Source organism: Microbacterium sp. NPDC087665 (assembly GCF_044743285.1).
Taxonomy (GTDB): domain Bacteria; phylum Actinomycetota; class Actinomycetes; order Actinomycetales; family Microbacteriaceae; genus Microbacterium.
In genome coordinates this window covers 477,342-493,601 of record NZ_JBIUWD010000002.1, presented here as the reverse complement: position 1 = coordinate 493,601, position 16,260 = coordinate 477,342, and the positions used below count along the sequence as shown (strand labels likewise).

The following is a 16,260-nucleotide window of genomic DNA, read 5'->3' as shown; positions in this document are numbered from 1 at the left end:
CAGCATGCGCGTCGATCGACAGTCATCCAAGAGCGGGGCGCGAAACCTGGACGATTTGTCGCTCATTGCGGTTTCGCGCGTCGAAGTGTCAGAATTCGGACACGGGACGAAGGGGTGCCATGACTGCGTTGGACGAGATCGATCAGGCGATCCTCGACGAGCTGCGTCGCGACGCGAGGGCGTCGATGACGGCGATCGCGGATGCCGTGCACATCTCACGCGCGGGCGCGCATGCGCGCATCAAGCGGCTCACCGACTCCGGGGTCATCACGGGGTACACGGTGCGCACCGATCCCGCGCTGCTCGGCCATCACTCCAGCGCCTACGTGACACTCGCCATCGAGCAGGCCACCTGGCAGGTCGTGCAGGAGCGCCTGCGGGCGATCCCCGAGGTCGAGCACATGGCTCTCGTCGGCGGCGATTTCGACGTCATTCTCCTCGTGCGCGCGAATGACGCCCGGCACCTGCGACGCATCGTGCTCGAAGACATCCAGGCGATCCCGTCGATCCGTTCGACGCGCACCACCCTGATCTTCGAGGACTTCGCGCGCTAGCCCGGCATCCGTCGTCGGGGTGCTCGGCGTACGGCTGCCCGGCGCGGGGCGCGTGCCAGACTGGGGCGATGAGCGAGTCGGCACGTCGAGGACGCCCGGGGTACGACCGCCGGGGACTGCTCGACGCCGCGGTCGCCGTGTTCAACGAGTCCGGGTACGACGCGACGTCGGTGGCGGCGCTCGCCGCCCGCCTCGGCCTGTCGAAGGCCGCGCTCTACCACCACTTCTCCTCGAAGGAGGAGATCCTCGAGACGGCACTCGGCGAGGCCCTGGACGGTCTCGAGGGCGTGCTGACGGCGACGGATGCCGTGCGCCCCGGCGACCGGTTGGCCGCGGTGCTGCAGGGCGCCGTAGGCGTGCTCGTCGCCCATCTGCCGAGCGTCACCCTGCTGCTGCGCGTGCGCGGCAACAGCGAGGTCGAGCGGCGGGCGCTGGAGCGTCGGCGTGCGTTCGATCAGGCGGTCACGGCCATCGTGCGCGCGGCCCAGCACGAGGGTGCCGTGCGCGCCGACGTCGATGCCTCCGTCGCCACCCGCCTGCTCTTCGGCATGGTGAACTCGCTGGTCGAGTGGTACCGCCCGGGCGGTCCGGAAGACGCCGAGGCGCTGGCCCGCGACGTGCTCACCGTGGCGCTCGACGGGTTGCGCACTCGCTGAGCCGCAGCATCCGATCGTCCGTCGATGGGGCGATCGTCAGTCGACGGTCAGCACGAACCCGTCGTCGGTCGCCACGACGCGCACCTGCGTCAGGTCGTCGACCTCCGCCTGGGGCGAGTGGGCGTGGGCGTGCGGACCGACGCCGATCACGCGCATGCCCGCGGCGTGCGCGGCCTGGATGCCCGCACCGGAGTCCTCGAACACGACGCAGTCCTCGGGGGCGATGCCGAGCTCGGATGCCGCGCGCAGGAACCCCTCGGGATCGGGCTTCGACTTCGACACGCTCTCGGCGGTGATCGTGAGCGCGGGGAGTGCGAGCCCCGCCGCGCCCATGCGGGCCGTCATCAGGGCGACGTCGGCCGACGTCACGATGGCGTGCGGATGCGGGTGCAGCGACTCGAGCAACGCGGCGGCGCCGGTGATCTCGACGACGCCGTCGACGTCGCCGCTCTCGGTCGCGAGCATCGTCACGTTCTCGCGCAGGTTGATCTCATGATCGCGCTCCGGCAGCAGGATCGCCATGCTCTGGTGTCCCTGTCGTCCGTGGATCACCTCGAGCACCGTCGCCGGATCGAGCCCGTGCGGCTCGGCCCAGGCGAGCCAGAGGCGTTCGACGACCGAGGTCGAGTCGACCAGGGTCCCGTCCATGTCGAGGAGGACGGCGCGGGCGGAGAGAGTCTGGGTCACGCTTTCAGGCTACTGCCGCGCATCGGGCACGAGATGCCTCTGTCTGGCGACGATGCCCGGCTCTAGGATGTGGGCGGGAGGCCGATGATGCGCGATATCGCCGACAGGGTCAGGCAGGTGCTCGCCCAGGTGCGGGGCCCGGTGCCACCGGCGGGAGTCTTCGAGGCGAGCGCACTCATCATCGGCGCGCTGTTCTTCGTCGTGGGCTTCGTGATCGGACTGCCGGTGTTCTGGGGGCACGAGATGTCGATCAGCGGCTCCGGCTCGATCGGGAACTTCGCGGCGTACGGCGGCGCAGCCACGGCCGCGGCCGCCTTCGTCGTGGGGCGTCTGATCGTGCGGCCCGAGCACGTGGATCCCGACGTCGTCCGCGACGGATTCAGCGTTCCCGGCGACCGTCTGCGCTGGTACGACCTCACGGCCATCGCCTTCGCGCACGCCGCGATCGCCTACCTCGGCTGGCTCGGCATCGCGAAACTGCTCGAGCAGAGCTTCACCGACGCCCCGGTCTTCCCGTTCCCCGGGGCGGTTCTCGTGGGCGTGGCCTTCGCCCTCACGGCCTACGTCGCCTTCCTCAGTTCGGTGGCGCTGACCCCGACGACGCTCTCGCTCGTGCTGGCGGTGTTCCTGGTGATCGCGGCGTTCGCGAGCATGCTCGCCTCGAGCGACCCGCACTGGTGGCGCGACAACCTCTCGGCGCTCGGCATGAGCACCAACAACGCCTCGGTCGCGTTCAACATCACCCTGATCATCGCCGGCATCATGGTGACGACGATCTCGCGCTATGCCACCGCCGGCCTTCCCGCCACCGATCGGGCCGACCGGCGCGGACGACTGATCGTGCGCGGCGGCCTCATTCTGATCGGGATCTTCCTCGCCTGCGTCGGCGTGTTCCCGGTCGACGAGTTCTTCGCGGTGCACAACACCGTCGCTACCGGGATGACCGTCGCCTTCGCGGTGATCGTCGTGGGTCTGCCGTGGTTCGTGCACGGCATCCCACGCACCTTCGTGGCGCTCGGATGGATCTACGTGCTCGTGATCGTGCTGCTTGCCGTGTTCTTCGCCACCGGCTACTACAACCTCACGGCCGTCGAACTGATCGCCGCCGTGCTCATCTTCAGCTGGATCATCGTGTTCCTGCGCACGGCGGGCCCGATCGGCGCCCCGCAGCCCCGAGCGAACGCGCTGCCCGCCGAGGTCTGACCCGGCTCACTCGCCGCGCAGGGCGAGGGTCGCCGCGGCGCTGCGCTCGAGGGCGTCCACGGCGATGTCGCGGCGCAGCTGAGCCGCACCGATGAACAGGCAGTCGACCAGGGCGAGCTGGGCGATGCGGCTGACCATCGCCCCGGCACGGAAGCGGGACTCGCGGGCGTGCGTGATGAGGGCGTGGTCGGATGCGCGGATGAGGGGCGAGGAGATCGAACCCGAGATGCCGATCGTCGTCGCACCGGTCGAGCGTGCGGACTGCAGGAACCGAACGCTCTCGGGGGTGGTGCCGGAGTTCGAGAAGCCGATCGCGACGGTCGGGGCGGTCTGGAGAGCCGCGGCCGCACTCGCCTCGTGGGCGTCGTCGAGCGCGATCGCGTTATGGCCGATGCGCAGCAGCTTGTGCCCGAGATCGGAGGCGGCGAGCCGGCTCGCGCCGATCCCGAACAGCAGGATGCGACCGGCGGAATCGATCGCCGAGGCCGCCGCGGCGAGGGCGTCGTAGTCGAGTCGCTCCACCGTCTCCTCGATCGCGAGGCGTTCGAGCGCGGCGAGCTTGGCGGCTGCGGTGCGCAGGGAGTCGTCGGCGGCGATCTCGGCACCGAATCCGCTCTTGGTGCCGAGCTGCACCGACTCGCGTCCGAGTTCGGCGGCGAGTGCGCGACGCAGGGCGGCGTACCCGCTCACGCCGATCGCGCGGCAGAAGCGCACGATCGAGGCGACGGAGGTGCTGCAGGTGAGGGCGAGCTCGGTGATGGTGCTCTCGATCACCTGCGTCGGATCGTCGGCGACCACGCGTGCGATGCGGGCGAGTGAGGGCGGCAGCGTGTCGACAGAGGCCGCGATCGTCGTCTGGATGCTCATGCGGGTCCTCTGCTCGGGCTCGGTGTGAATAATTCTTTCACGGTGGCAGTGTTCGGCGTAGACTATTTTTATGACCTCTTCGCCCCGCGTGCTCGCCGTCGACCTCGGCAAGACACGCTGTCGGCTCGTCGTCTCCGAGAATGCACGGCAACCTGCACATGAGGGTACAGGTGCCCCGGGGTTGGCCGCCGCCGGTGGCGTCGATGCATCCGCCGCGGCGATCCTCCCGCTGCTCCACGAGGCCCTGCGCAACGAGGGCGACCCGGTCTCCGCTCTGGGCGTGGGCGCGGCCGGAGCGTGGGCCGCTCCGGCCGCCGCGGCCGACCTCGCCCGCCGACTCGCTGCCGTGGTGCACGCTCCCGTGGCCGTCGCCTCCGACGTCGTCACGGCGCACATCGGCGCGCTGGGCGGGCGCGACGGCGTTCTGCTGATCGCCGGAACCGGAGCGGCCGCACTCGGCGTCGACGCCGACGGTGCACGCCTGGTCGACGGCTGGGGCCCCGAGGTCGGGGACTTCGGGAGCGGATCGTGGCTCGGTCGGGAGGCGCTCCGCGCCGTGCTGCGGGCATCGAACGGCCTCGGCCCGCACACCGTACTCAGCGCCGCGATCGCAGAGCCCGTGGGCGGAGCATCCGACATCATCGACTGGCTCGCCGGCGACGGCGCGCTCGCTCGCCGGCTCGCCACCCTGGCACCCCTCGTGCTCGACGCCGCACGCGACGGCGACGTCGCGGCCCTCGCGATCGCCGACGAGGCCGTGCGCCTGCTGACCGCCTCGGCCGTGGCCGCATCGCCGGCGTCGGCAGACGTCGTACTGCACGGCGGGCTCACCGACCATGCGTGGTTCCGCGCGCATCTCACTTCTTCGCTGCAGGCTGCGGGGCGCGCCGTGCGTCCGGCGGTCGGCGACGCACTGGACGGCGCGCTCCTCGTCGCCGCCCGATTCGATCTTCCCCACGAAAGGTTCGTGCACCGTGCCGAATGACCGTCTCACCGCGCTGATCGCCGAGCTGTCGACGCTCGACACCGAGGCCGCGACGACCGAGAGAGGCGACCTCGATCTGCTCTCCACCGCCGAGCTCACCGAGCGCATGAACGCCGAAGACGCCCGGGTCGCCGGGGCGGTGGCAGCGCAGTCGCTGCCCATCGCCGCAGCGATCGACGGCATCACCGAGCGGTTCCGCCGCGGCGGACGCCTCATCTACATCGGTGCGGGCACCGCCGGTCGTATCGGCGTGCTGGACGCGAGTGAATGCCCGCCCACGTTCGGCACCGACCCCTCGCTCGTCGTGGGGATCATCGCCGGGGGCGAGACCGCCATCCGCTCCGCCGTCGAGAACGCCGAAGACGACGGGCACGCCGCCGAAGCCTCGCTGAGCGAGCTGCAGCTCACCGAGGCGGACACCGTCGTGGGGATCTCGGCATCCGGCCGCACTCCCTACGTGCTGGGCGGGCTCGCCTACGCTCGCAGCGTCGGCGCGCTCACCGTCGCCATCGCATCCAACGCCGGATCGGCGATCGGCACGGCCGCAGACATCGCCATCGAGGTCGTGACCGGACCCGAGTTCATCTCGGGATCGACGCGGCTGAAGTCGGGCACCGCGCAGAAGCTCGTCGTGAACATGCTCACGACGCTGTCGATGATCAAGCTCGGCAAGACGTACCGCGGTGTGATGGTCGACCTGCTCGCGACGAACGAGAAGCTGCACGCGCGCTCGATCCGCACCGTGTCGCAGCTGGCGGGCGTCGACACCGACGACGCTGCGCGCACGCTGCGCGAGGCCGACGGTTCGGTGAAGCTCGCGGTGCTCATGCTCGCCACCGGCGCCTCGGCGTCGACGGCGGCCTCTGCACTGACCGACGCCGACGGCCTGTTACGCGAGGCGATCTCGGCGCTGAGCTGAGGCGAGCGGTCCGATCGGGGCGGGCTCAGTGCCCGAACTCGATCAGTGCGACGCCGACCGCGATGAGGGCGACACCGGCCGCCATCATTGCCGAGAAGTGGTCTTTGAAGAGCACGCGCCCCAGGATCGCGGTGATCGCGACGCCCGCGGCGGCCCAGATGCCGTAGGCGACGCCCACGGGCATGCCCATTGCGAGGATCGTGCCGAGCAGCACGAACGCGGCGAGATAGCCGACGACGATCACCGGGATCCAGCGGCGACGCCGCAAGCCCTCGGATGCGCGCAGGCTCAGCGTCGCGGTGACCTCGCTGGCGATCGCGAGCACGAGCAGCACCCAGATCATGAGGCGCGCTCCGGCGACGTCGCCCGCGGGTGCGAGCCGAGTTCGACCAGCAGCACCCCGACCACGATCGCGCCGACGCCGATGATCTGCACGGTGCCCAACGTCTCGCCGAACAGCGCGGTGCCGAGCACGGCGGTGAGCACCACGCCGATGGCCGACCAGATGCCGTAGGCGACGCCAACGGGCATCCCGCGGTCGAGCACGACCGACAGCAACCAGAGCGATCCGGTGTATCCGATGACGACCGGGATCAGCCAGAACGGATGCGTGAATCCCTCGGCGGCCCGCAACGACAGGGTCGCCGTGACCTCGAGAGCGATCGCGACCAGGAGTGGTGGCCATGCCGAGCGGTGGTGCGGTGTCATCGGAGGCCTTTCTGTTCTGCCGAGGAGAACGCGTCGGATGCTCGCAGGATTCCCTGTCCGGGAGGTGAACGGCGGGTCGCGGTCGAAGCCGGAGCTGCCCGGATGTCGGTGGCCCGAGGCATCATGGGGTCATGAAGATCGGGACTCTGCGCGCGGAGCGACTCCGTTCGCATCGGCTCACCGCCCCGGTGCCGACGGTCACGGCCGCGGCACAGCACATGCTCGCCGTGCAGAGTCAGGATTTCGCGGCCGGCCGCTGGGCGCTCGCCGTACGCACTCGGGGTGCGGCCACGCTGCGCACCGTCGATCGGGCGTTCGATCGCGGCGACCTGGTTCGGGCGTGGACGATGCGCGGCACGCTGCACACCATCCCCGCGCGAGATCTGCGTTGGGTGCTGTCGGTCACGAGCGAGCGGCAGCGGCAGCAGGCGGCGTCGCGGCACCGTGATCTCGGCATCGACGACGAGATGGTCGCGGCGGCCGCTCGTGTCTTGGAGCCCCGGCTGCGCGATGGCGGATGCACCCGCGCCGAGGTCTTCGCCCTCCTCGAGAGCGTCGGGATCGATCCCACCGGGCAACGCGGGCTGCACCTCCTGTTCACCCTCACGATCGACGGGCTGATCTGCCAGGGTCCGGTCGTTCCCGCCCCCACGGCATCCGGCATCACCCGCGAGCAGCGCTTCGTGCTCGTCGACGAGTGGATCCCCGACTCCGCCGAGCCCGACGACCCGCTCACCGAGCTCTTCGTGCGGTACATCGACGGTCACGGCCCGGCGGGCGCTGCCGATTTCGCCTGGTGGTCGGGGCTCACCCTCGGGGCCGCGCGCGAGGCGGCGTCGCGGGCGCACGGGCGCGTCGTCGAGGTCGAGGAGGGACTGTTCGTCGCGGCCGCGCGTGCACGGCGGTCTGCGGGGGCTGCCGCGGTGCACGCCCTCGGCGCGTTCGACGAGTACTACATCTCGTACGCCGACCGCACGGCCGTGTGCGCCGCCGACGACCTGGCGGCCGTCGGACCGGGCAAGAACGGCATGGTGCGTCCCGTCGTGCTGGCCGACGGCGTCGTGGCGGGAGTATGGCGGATGCCGCCGACCGCCGCGCGCGGGGGAGTCGAGCCGATCGCCGAGCTGTTCCGATCCGGCGAGGTCGACGAGGTCGAGCTGCGCACGGCGCTCGCCCGGTACGCCGACTTCCTCACCGCAGACGTGCGCGGCTGACGCCGCAGACCGTTCGCCCGACTATTCGGCGGCGTGCCGTCCGAGGAAGTCGTACACCTCGTTGTCGTCGACACCGGGGAACGCGCCGCGGGGGAGCGGCGAGAACATGTGGGTGTGCACGCGGGCGCTGGGCCAGGACTTGCCGCTCCACCGCTCGCTCAGCTCGGCCGAGGGCCGACGGCAGCACGACTCATCGGGGCAGGTCGAGACCGCGCGATCGGTCGTCTCGCGCCCCCGCCACCAGCGGGCGTCGTCGAACGGCACCCCGACGGTGATCGAGAACTCGCCGTCGCTCGACGAGCCGGTCTGCGTCGCGCACCAGAACGTGCCCGAGGGGGTGTCGGTGTACTGGTGGTGCTCGGTGGTGCGGTTCTGCTGGGTGAACGCACCACGCGCCTGGAACTTGCGGCACACGCGCTGGCCCTCCACGGCGCCGGTCACATCCATCGGCAGCGGCAGGTCGTCGTTCTCGTAGACCCGGGTGATCGCACCGTCGGAGTCGACGCGCAGGAAGTGCAGCGACATGCCCAGGTGCTGTGTGAGCAGGTTGGTCATGCGCATGCCGGCCGCCTCATGGGTGACCCCGAAGGCGTCGCGGAAGTCTTCGACGGCGAGGTTGCGATCCTTCTTCGCCTGCTGCAGGAACGCCACCGACGCCGTCTCGGGCATGAGGCAGCACGCACCGAAGTAGTTGATCTCGAGGCGCTGTTGCAGGAAGTCGGCGTAGTCGGTCGGCGGGGTGTGCCCGAGAAGGCGGTGCGCCATGGCCTGCAGGGCCATCGATCGCAGGCCGTGGCCGCCGGGGATCGAAGCCGGCGGCAGGTAGATGCGGCCGTTCTCGAGGTCGGTGACCGACCGCGTCGAGTGCGGCAGGTCGTTGACGTAGATGAGCTCGAAGCCGAGGCGTTCGGCCATGATGCTCACGGTGCGGTGGCTGAGCGCGCCCTGCACGTGGCCGGCGGCGCGCAGCTGCTTCTCGGCGAGCTTCTCGATGTCGCCGAGGTAATTGTTCTGGGCCCTCATGCGCAGCCGCAGTTCGGTGTTCGCGCGGCGGGCCTCTTCGGGCGTGGCGATGGCCTCGCGCTCGCGGCGCTGCAGTTCGCGGTGCAGGCCGAGCACGGATTCGATCGTCTCGTCGCTCATGCCCTTCGAGACGCGCACGGGGGTGATCCCGAGCTGTCGGAACACGGGGCTCTCCTGCGCGCGTTCGAGTTCGATCTCGAGCGCCGCCCGCCGGTTCGGCGGTTCGCCGGAGATGAGATCGGTGACCTCGGTGCCGGTCGCGTGCGCGATCGCCTGCAGCAACGAGAGCTTGGGTTCGCGCTTGCCGTTCTCGATGAGGCTCAGCTGCGAGCCCGCGACGCCCACGAGTGCTCCGAGTTCGTCGAGGGTGAATCCCTGGGCTTGGCGGTGGTGCCGGATGCGGTGACCGAGAGTCGTGAGGTGGATGCCGGAGGACGCCATTCCTTGATCCTAGCGAAAGAAGTTCATTTCTTATGAGCGAAATCCGCAGAAACTCGCGATCTCTTGTGAAGAAGATGGATGCAAGGCCCCACACTTCAAAGGAGCAGCCATGGCAATCGCCGACGTCTTCACCCCCCGCACCTCGCCCGTCGCCCCCGCGCGCACCTTCGGCACGGTGCCGGGTTATGACACGCCCGCGATGGCAGAGCTCGTCGCCTGGGTCGAGGAGATGCGTGCACTCACGCAGCCCGACTCCGTGCACTGGGTCGACGGCTCCCGCGCCGAGAACGACTGGCTGCTGCGCAGCATGGTCGACGAGGGCAAGCTCATCAAGCTGAACCCCGAATGGCGCCCCGGTTCGTACCTGGCCCGCTCGCACCCGAGTGATGTCGCCCGCACAGAGGGGCGCACGTTCATCTCCTCCGAGCGGGAAGAGGATGCCGGTCCCACGAACAACTGGGCCGCTCCCGCCGAGATGCGCGAGAAGATGAACGGCCTCTTCGAGGGCTCGATGCGCGGTCGCACGATGTACGTCGTGCCGTTCTCGATGGGTCGCGTCGGCGGCCCCCTGTCGCACATCGGCGTGCAGATCACCGACAGCGCCTACGCCGTGGCATCCATCGGCATCATGACCCGCGTCGGCGATGCGGTCACCCGCCAGATCGCCGAAGGTGCGCCGTGGGTCAAGACCGCGCACACGGTCGGCGCCCCGCTCGCACCGGGCGAAGCGGATGCCGAGTGGCCCTGCAACGACGAGAAGTACATCGTGCATTTCCCCGACACCCTCGAGGTCTACTCGTACGGTTCGGGCTACGGCGGAAACGCGATCCTCGCCAAGAAGTGCTTCGCTCTGCGCATCGCCTCGGTGATCGCCCGTGACGAGGGATGGCTCGCCGAGCACATGCTGCTGATCCGGGTGATCGACCCGGCGGGCAAGGCCTACCACGTCGCTGCCGCCTTCCCCTCGGCGTGCGGCAAGACCAACCTGGCGATGCTGCGTCCGACGATCCCCGGATGGAAGGTCGAGACCCTCGGCGACGACATCGCGTGGATCCGCCCGGGTGAAGACGGGCGCCTGTGGGCGATCAACCCCGAGGCCGGGTTCTTCGGGGTCGCGCCGGGCACCGGTGAGTCGACCAACGTCACCGCGGTCGAAACCCTCTGGGGCAACACGATCTTCACCAATGTCGCGCTGCGTCCCGACGGCGACGTCTGGTGGGAGGGACTCACCGACCAGGCGCCCGCCGAGCTGACGGACTGGGAGGGAAACGCGTGGACGCCGGACGCCGATCGTCCTGCCGCGCACCCGAACTCGCGCTTCACGGTCGCCGCGGCCCAGTGCCCGCAGATCTCCGAGGACTGGGAAGAAGCCGTTCCGCTCGACGTCATCCTGTTCGGTGGTCGTCGTGCCACGAACGTCCCGCTCGTGGTCGAGGCCACCGACTGGACGCACGGGGTGTTCCTCGGTTCGAACATCTCGTCCGAGCGCACGGCCGCCGCGGAAGGCACGCTCGGCGAGCTCCGTCGTGATCCCTTCGCGATGCTCCCGTTCTGCGGCTACAACATGGGCGACTACTTCGCGCACTGGTTGAAGGTCGGCCGCGGCCTGCGGTTCGACCGCGCGCCGCGCATCTTCCAGGTGAACTGGTTCCGGCGCGGCGACGACGGGCGCTTCCTGTGGCCCGGATTCGGCGACAACTCGCGCGTCATCGACTGGATCATCCGCCGGATCGCCGGTGATGTCCCCGCCGTCGACAGCCCCATCGGCCGTCTGCCCGTCGTGAGCGACCTCAACCTCGAGGGGCTCGACATCCCGCAGGCCGACCTCGACGAGCTGTTCTCGATCGATCCCGAAGCGTGGAAGATCGAGGCCGACCGCACCGAGGAGTTCTACGACACGTTCGGCGATTCGCTCCCCGCCGCGCTCCGCGCCGAACTCGCCTCGCTGCGCTACCGCCTCGCGAAGGCGTAGCTCACCGCGCACACGACCAGGCGCCGGTTCGGGGGAGCCGGCGCCTCAGGTCCCTCCCCGAGGGGCCGCACGACCCGCGAAGGCGGGATGTCGGAGACGAACCCATGGCTGAGTGGTCTCCGGCATCCCGCCTTCGCGTCGTTCCGGGCGCGCGCCTCAGGCGAGCAGCTGGTGGCGTGCGAGGTCGCGGTAGAGCGGAGTCGACTCGACGAGCTCGGCGTGGGTGCCCTGTCCGACCATGAGACCGTCCTGCAGCACGATGATCAGATCGCTGTCGACGACGGTCGACAGGCGGTGCGCGATCACGACCAGGGTGCGATCGGTCGAGACGGCATCGATGGCCTCGCGCATGCGCTGCTCGTTCACGCCGTCGAGCGACGACGTCGACTCGTCGAGCAGCAGGATGGGAGCATCCGTCAGCAGAGCACGAGCGATCGCGAGCCGCTGACGTTCACCACCCGAGAGCATGACGCCGTCTTCGCCCACCGGGGCGGCGAGCCCGAGCGGGCTGCGCTCGAGCACGTCGCCGAGGTTGACCGCGCGCAGCACGCGCTCGCACTCCGCATCGGATGCCTCGGGGGCGGCGAGCCGCAGGTTGTCGGCGAGGGTGCCGGCGAGAGTCGGAGCATCCTGCTCGACGTAGCCGAACTGCGCCCGCAGCTCGTCGCGCGGGTAGGTGCGCGAGTCGTGGCCGTACAGGCGGATGGAGCCGCCCGTCGGGTCGTAGAAGCGCTCGAGCAGCGACAGGATCGTGCTCTTGCCGGCGCCGCTGGGGCCGACGAGCGCGACGCGCGCCCCGCGCGGCACCGCGAACGAGACGCCGCGCAGCACCTCGCGGTCGACCGCCGGGGCGGGAACGTCGTCGACCTTCTCGACATGGGCGTCTTCGAGCAGCGTGCGCGCCTCGCGGGCAGCGGCCTCGCGCGCAGCCACGACGTTGTCGGGGTACTGGAAGTGCACGTCGCGGAACTCGACGGCCGCAGCCCCCGGGTCGGCCTCGTCGCGGGTGATCCCGGCGGCGATCCGGGCGTCGTCCTGCGTCTCGGTCGGCAGATCGAGAACCTCCTGGATGCGACCGAGCGCGCCCAGCGCCTGGTTCACCGAGGTGATGGCGCCGAACGTCGAGGCGAGGGGCATGATCAGCAGGAAGAGGAACATGACGAACGCGATGAGCGAGGCGATCGTGATGGCTCCGGCGGCGACGCGGAAGCCGCCGACGCCCAGCACGACGATCAGCGACAGCTGCATGGCGATGCCGGCGACGGGTACGACGAGCGACGAGATCTTCGCGATCCGCACGCCGATGCCGTAGGCCTCGGAGGCGAGCTCCGACACGCTGGCAGTCTCGCGTTCCGCGGCCCCGGAGGCGCGGATCGTGCGGATCGAGCCGACCGCGCGCTCCACCCCGGAGGCGAGCTCGCCGACCTTGGCCTGCTGCGCGGTGGATGCCGTGCGGATGCGTCCGCTGAGGGCGACGACCACGACCACCGAGACGCCGATGACGAGAACGATCAGCAGCAGCAGGATGGGGTCGATCACGAGCATCGCGATCAGGGCCCCGAGGAAGAGCACGACGTTGCCGACGGCATCCGCCAGGCCCTGCGTGAGCACGGCGTAGAGCAGGGTCGTGTCGGTGCCGACGCGCGAGACGAGGTCACCGGTGCGGCGGGCATCGAACTCCGACGTGGGCAGGTGCAGGATGCGCGCGATGAGTTTGCGGCGGCTGGAGTAGACGACCGCGGTGCCCGTGCGCTGCAGCAGGTAGTGCTGGAAGCCGGAGATGATCGACGACACGATCACGAAGCCGACCAGCAGCCACACGAGGATGCCGAGGGTTCCGCCCGCCTGCACGGCCGTGATGACCTGCCCGACGAGCAGCGGCTGCACGAGCGACGTTGCCGCGCCGAACACGCTGAGCACGCCGACGACGATGAGCGTGCGCTTGTGCTCGAAGAGGAAGGGGAGGAGCTGGCGGAACGTGGCGCGCGGGCCATCCTGCTGCGCGCCGCGTCCGCGTCGGCGTTCGGTCGCCGTGCGAGACATGGAGAACCTCGTTCTGAGAAAAAGGGGGTACTACGACCGTACTTCCTGCGAGAGGGGTCGGTGGTCGCTCAGCGGCGCCCGAATCGGCGATGCGCTGCCTGCTTGCTGACGCCGAGCGCGCTCGCGATCGCCTGCCAGGAATATCCGGCGTTGCGAGCGCGGCGCACCTGCGCCTCTTCGGCGCGCGAGATGTCGCGACGGATCGCGGTGAGCCGGTTCAGTTCGGCGATCGGCTCGCCCTCCGGGTCTGTCGCGACGGCGGTGTGGATGCTCATGCTGACCTCCTTCGATCGTCAACGTACATTGACTTCTGAGGGAAGTCAACTTCTGTTGACGCACGCCTGCGGCAGACTGGACGGATGCTGTCGACACCCGCCCTCCGACCCGGCGACCGTATCGCGGTGCTGTCGCCCGCCTTCGCAGCTCCCGCTACCGCTCCCGAGATCCACGACCAGGCCATGCGCCGTCTCCGCGAGGTCACCGGCCTCGTGCCCGTGGAGTATCCGACGACGCGCATGCTCGACGCGAGTCCGGAAGCGCGCGCCGCCGACGTCAATGCGGCCTTTGCCGATCCGAGCATCCGCGCGATCCTTGCGACCATCGGCGGTGACGACCAGATCCTCGTCGTTCCGCATCTCGACCCGGCGCTCGCGCTCGCCGACCCGAAGCCGTTCCTCGGGTACAGCGACAACACGAACATCCTCAACCGGCTGTGGGGTCTCGGCATCCGCGGGTACTACGGCGGCTCGACCGCCGTGCACCTCGGTCCGGGCCCGGCGGTCGACGACGTGCACCTCGCGTCGCTGCGCGCCGCGCTGCTCGACCGCGCGACGGTCGAGATCAACGAGCCCGGAGAATCCGAAGACGTGGGCCAGCGGTGGACGGACCCGCGCTCGCTGACCGAATTCGGCGACCGCATCCCGACCGAGCCGTGGGCCTGGGCCGGGCCAGGTCGCGTCGTCTCGGGCACGACCTGGGGTGGATGCCTCGAGGTCATCGACAGCCTCGCGCTCGCCGACCGGCTGCCCTCCGTCGGCGAGCTCGGCGGTGGCATCCTGCTGCTCGAGACCAGTGAAGAGCGACCGCCCGCGAGCTGGGTGCACCGGTGGATGCGCGGTCTGGGGGAGCGCGGCATCCTCTCCGCCGTCGCCGGCGTCGTCGTGGCGCGCCCTCCGGTCAGCGACTTCGACTTCCACCCGTCGCGCGAAGAGGCGCGGGTCCTCCGCGAGGCGCAGCGCGACGTCGTGATCGACGTCGTCGCCCGCTACAACCCCGATGCCGTGGTGTGCGTCGGCCCGCCGTTCGGCCACACGCGCCCGCAGTGGATCGTCCCGTACGGCGGCACAATGACCCTCGACGGCTCCGCCCGCCGGATCACCGCCGTCTACTAGTGCGCCGACGCACGCGCTGCGCGCGAGAACGCCCCTGGGTCCCTGAGCTTGTCGAAGGGTTCCAGAGGCGTTCTGCGGCGGAAAGCCAGGAGGCTACGGCTGGGGCACCGCCGCGACCCCGAGGTCATCCTCGTAGTCGTGATCCTTGGTCTCTTTCGAGAGCAGGAGCGCGATGAACGTCAGCACTCCCATCGCCGAAAGGTAGAGGCCGACCATCCAGGGCTGTCCGCCCGCCGCCTCCCACAGCTTGAGGGCGATGAGCGGAGCCACGGCTGCACCGAGGATCGACGAGACGTTGTAGGCGATCGCCGAGCCCGAGTACCGCACGTTGGTCGGGAAGAGTTCGGGCAGCAGCGCGCCCATCGGACCGAACGTCGCACCCATGAGCATGAACCCGAACACCAGGAACGCCAGCGTGAGCGCTCCGCTGAACTTCGGGTCGACCGTCGGCATCAGGAACGTGTTGAAGGTGAAGCCGAAGACGATGATCAGGCCCGTGACCCACAGCAGCAGCTTGCGACGGCCGATGGCGTCGGCGATGGGTCCCGACAGCAGCGTGAAGATACCGAAGAACACGACGCCGATGATCTGCATGAGCACGAAGTCGGTGTATCCGAATCCGAGTCCGGGGTAGAACTGCGCGGCGAATGCCGAGGCGTCGAAGTCCGCTCCGGTGGCCTCTGCGGCGGCCTTCGCGGCGGCGGATGCCGTCTCGAGCGATGCCGCCTTGGTGCCGTACGAGAGGGTGAAGTTCGTCATCAGGTAGAAGAGCACGTAGGTCGCCAGCATGATGAACGTGCCGAGGATGAGGTTCTTCCAGTGGTAGCGGAACACGGTCGCGAGCGGCAGCTTGCGGATCGTGCCCTTCGTCTCGGCCTTCTTGAACGTGTCGGACTCGACGAGCTTGAGTCGCACCCAGAGGCCGATGATGACCATCACGGCCGAGAACAGGAACGGGATGCGCCAGCCCCACGCGAGGAATGCCTCGGACTTCAGTGCCGGGTTCTCGGAGTGCGGCAGCAGCCAGTTGATGGCGAGGAACAGGAAGTTGGCGATGATGAAACCGAGCGGGGCTCCCAGCTGCGGGAAGGTGCCGTACCAGGCGCGCTTGCCCTTGGGGGCGTTCTCGGTGGCGACCAGTGCCGCTCCCGACCACTCGCCGCCGAGCGCGAAGCCCTGGGCCAGGCGCAGGACGAGCAGGAGCAGCGCCGCCCACCAGCCGATGAGCTGATAGGTGGGCAGCACACCGATGAGGAACGTCGCGATGCCCATCGTGAGCAGAGACGCGACGAGTGTCGCCTTGCGGCCGTACTTGTCGCCGAAGTGGCCGAAGATCACGGCGCCGATCGGACGCGCGACCATGGCCGCACCGAAGACGGCGAACGATGCGAGAAGCGATGTCGTGTCGTCGCCGGTGGGGAAGAAGAGAATCGGGAACACGAGCACTGCCGCCGTGGCGTAGGCGTAGAAGTCGTAGAACTCGATGGTCGTACCGACCAGGCTCGCGGTGATGACACGCGAGCGAGGGTTCGCCGGCGCTGTGGTCGTACTCATACTGCTCCTTAGGTCGGACGCCCGGTACACCGGGCCACCGGGT

At 69.7% G+C, this 16,260-nt stretch carries 16 protein-coding genes; 8 read left to right on the top strand and 8 right to left on the bottom strand.

Annotated features, from left to right (window positions below):
• The first annotated feature begins 119 nt into the window (after positions 1–119).
• Both ACIOSY_RS05890 and ACIOSY_RS05885 read left to right on the top strand, forming a co-directional pair.
• The gene (locus ACIOSY_RS05890) at positions 120–554 is read left to right on the top strand and encodes an Lrp/AsnC family transcriptional regulator (RefSeq protein ID WP_400850452.1); all 435 of its coding nucleotides are present in this window, start codon (positions 120–122) and stop codon (positions 552–554) included.
• A gap of 68 nt (positions 555–622) precedes the next feature.
• Entirely contained in the window at positions 623–1,210 is a 588-nt protein-coding gene (locus tag ACIOSY_RS05885) for a TetR/AcrR family transcriptional regulator (RefSeq protein WP_400850449.1), read from the top strand.
• Between the two features lie 36 nt (positions 1,211–1,246).
• Here the strand turns inward: ACIOSY_RS05885 and ACIOSY_RS05880 are convergent, their stop codons facing one another.
• Entirely contained in the window at positions 1,247–1,897 is a 651-nt protein-coding gene (locus ACIOSY_RS05880; RefSeq protein ID WP_400850446.1) for an HAD-IA family hydrolase, read from the bottom strand.
• 84 nt (positions 1,898–1,981) lie between these two features.
• Between ACIOSY_RS05880 and ACIOSY_RS05875 the strand changes: the two genes are divergently transcribed.
• A complete protein-coding gene (locus tag ACIOSY_RS05875; protein ID WP_400850443.1) occupies positions 1,982–3,100 on the top strand; it encodes a DUF998 domain-containing protein in 1,119 nt (372 codons plus the stop codon).
• A 6-nt stretch (positions 3,101–3,106) separates the two neighbouring features.
• On the opposite strand, the gene ACIOSY_RS05870 is transcribed toward ACIOSY_RS05875, so the two are convergent.
• Positions 3,107–3,967, bottom strand: coding sequence for a MurR/RpiR family transcriptional regulator (locus ACIOSY_RS05870; protein WP_400850440.1), 861 nt, complete (start codon positions 3,965–3,967; stop codon positions 3,107–3,109).
• A gap of 70 nt (positions 3,968–4,037) precedes the next feature.
• Here ACIOSY_RS05870 and ACIOSY_RS05865 point away from each other — a divergent pair, with 70 nt between their 5' ends.
• Together ACIOSY_RS05865 and murQ are read left to right on the top strand one after the other, a co-directional pair.
• On the top strand, positions 4,038–4,952 hold the full coding sequence (locus ACIOSY_RS05865; protein ID WP_400850437.1) for an N-acetylglucosamine kinase: 915 nt from the start codon (positions 4,038–4,040) through the stop codon (positions 4,950–4,952).
• Positions 4,942–5,871 (top strand): N-acetylmuramic acid 6-phosphate etherase, encoded by a 930-nt coding sequence (murQ, locus tag ACIOSY_RS05860; RefSeq protein WP_400850434.1) that lies wholly within the window; start codon positions 4,942–4,944, stop codon positions 5,869–5,871. Before ACIOSY_RS05865 ends, murQ begins: the two co-directional genes overlap by 11 nt.
• Positions 5,872–5,896: 25 nt before the next feature.
• Here murQ and ACIOSY_RS05855 read toward each other — a convergent pair whose 3' ends face one another.
• Positions 5,897–6,214: a DMT family transporter gene (locus ACIOSY_RS05855; RefSeq protein WP_400850431.1), complete on the bottom strand. Its 318-nt coding sequence runs from the start codon at positions 6,212–6,214 to the stop codon at positions 5,897–5,899.
• Positions 6,211–6,579 carry a DMT family transporter gene (locus tag ACIOSY_RS05850; protein ID WP_400850429.1) on the bottom strand — a complete coding sequence of 123 codons (369 nt, stop codon included), beginning with the start codon at positions 6,577–6,579 and terminating at the stop codon, positions 6,211–6,213. The genes ACIOSY_RS05855 and ACIOSY_RS05850 overlap by 4 nt, the downstream gene beginning before the upstream one ends.
• 131 nt (positions 6,580–6,710) lie before the next feature.
• Between ACIOSY_RS05850 and ACIOSY_RS05845 the strand changes: the two genes are divergently transcribed.
• Complete coding sequence (locus ACIOSY_RS05845; RefSeq protein WP_400850426.1) at positions 6,711–7,793, top strand: winged helix DNA-binding domain-containing protein; 1,083 nt, start codon at positions 6,711–6,713, stop codon at positions 7,791–7,793.
• A 21-nt stretch (positions 7,794–7,814) separates the two neighbouring features.
• Here the strand turns inward: ACIOSY_RS05845 and ACIOSY_RS05840 are convergent, their stop codons facing one another.
• Positions 7,815–9,257, bottom strand: coding sequence for a helix-turn-helix domain-containing protein (locus ACIOSY_RS05840; RefSeq protein WP_400850423.1), 1,443 nt, complete (start codon positions 9,255–9,257; stop codon positions 7,815–7,817).
• 109 nt (positions 9,258–9,366) lie between these two features.
• On the opposite strand from ACIOSY_RS05840, the gene ACIOSY_RS05835 reads away from it, so the two are divergent.
• Entirely contained in the window at positions 9,367–11,229 is a 1,863-nt protein-coding gene (locus tag ACIOSY_RS05835) for a phosphoenolpyruvate carboxykinase (GTP) (RefSeq protein ID WP_400850420.1), read from the top strand.
• A 156-nt stretch (positions 11,230–11,385) separates the two neighbouring features.
• On the opposite strand, the gene ACIOSY_RS05830 is transcribed toward ACIOSY_RS05835, so the two are convergent.
• Positions 11,386–13,272 carry an ABC transporter ATP-binding protein gene (locus ACIOSY_RS05830; RefSeq protein ID WP_400850417.1) on the bottom strand — a complete coding sequence of 629 codons (1,887 nt, stop codon included), beginning with the start codon at positions 13,270–13,272 and terminating at the stop codon, positions 11,386–11,388.
• 68 nt (positions 13,273–13,340) lie between these two features.
• Positions 13,341–13,547, bottom strand: a complete 207-nt coding sequence (locus tag ACIOSY_RS05825) for an AsnC family protein (RefSeq protein ID WP_400850414.1) — start codon at positions 13,545–13,547, stop codon at positions 13,341–13,343.
• A gap of 84 nt (positions 13,548–13,631) precedes the next feature.
• Between ACIOSY_RS05825 and ACIOSY_RS05820 the strand changes: the two genes are divergently transcribed.
• A complete protein-coding gene (locus ACIOSY_RS05820; RefSeq protein ID WP_400850412.1) occupies positions 13,632–14,663 on the top strand; it encodes an LD-carboxypeptidase in 1,032 nt (343 codons plus the stop codon).
• Between the two features lie 93 nt (positions 14,664–14,756).
• Here ACIOSY_RS05820 and ACIOSY_RS05815 read toward each other — a convergent pair whose 3' ends face one another.
• Complete coding sequence (locus ACIOSY_RS05815; protein ID WP_400850409.1) at positions 14,757–16,217, bottom strand: MFS transporter; 1,461 nt, start codon at positions 16,215–16,217, stop codon at positions 14,757–14,759.
• Between the last annotated feature and the right edge of the window lie 43 nt (positions 16,218–16,260).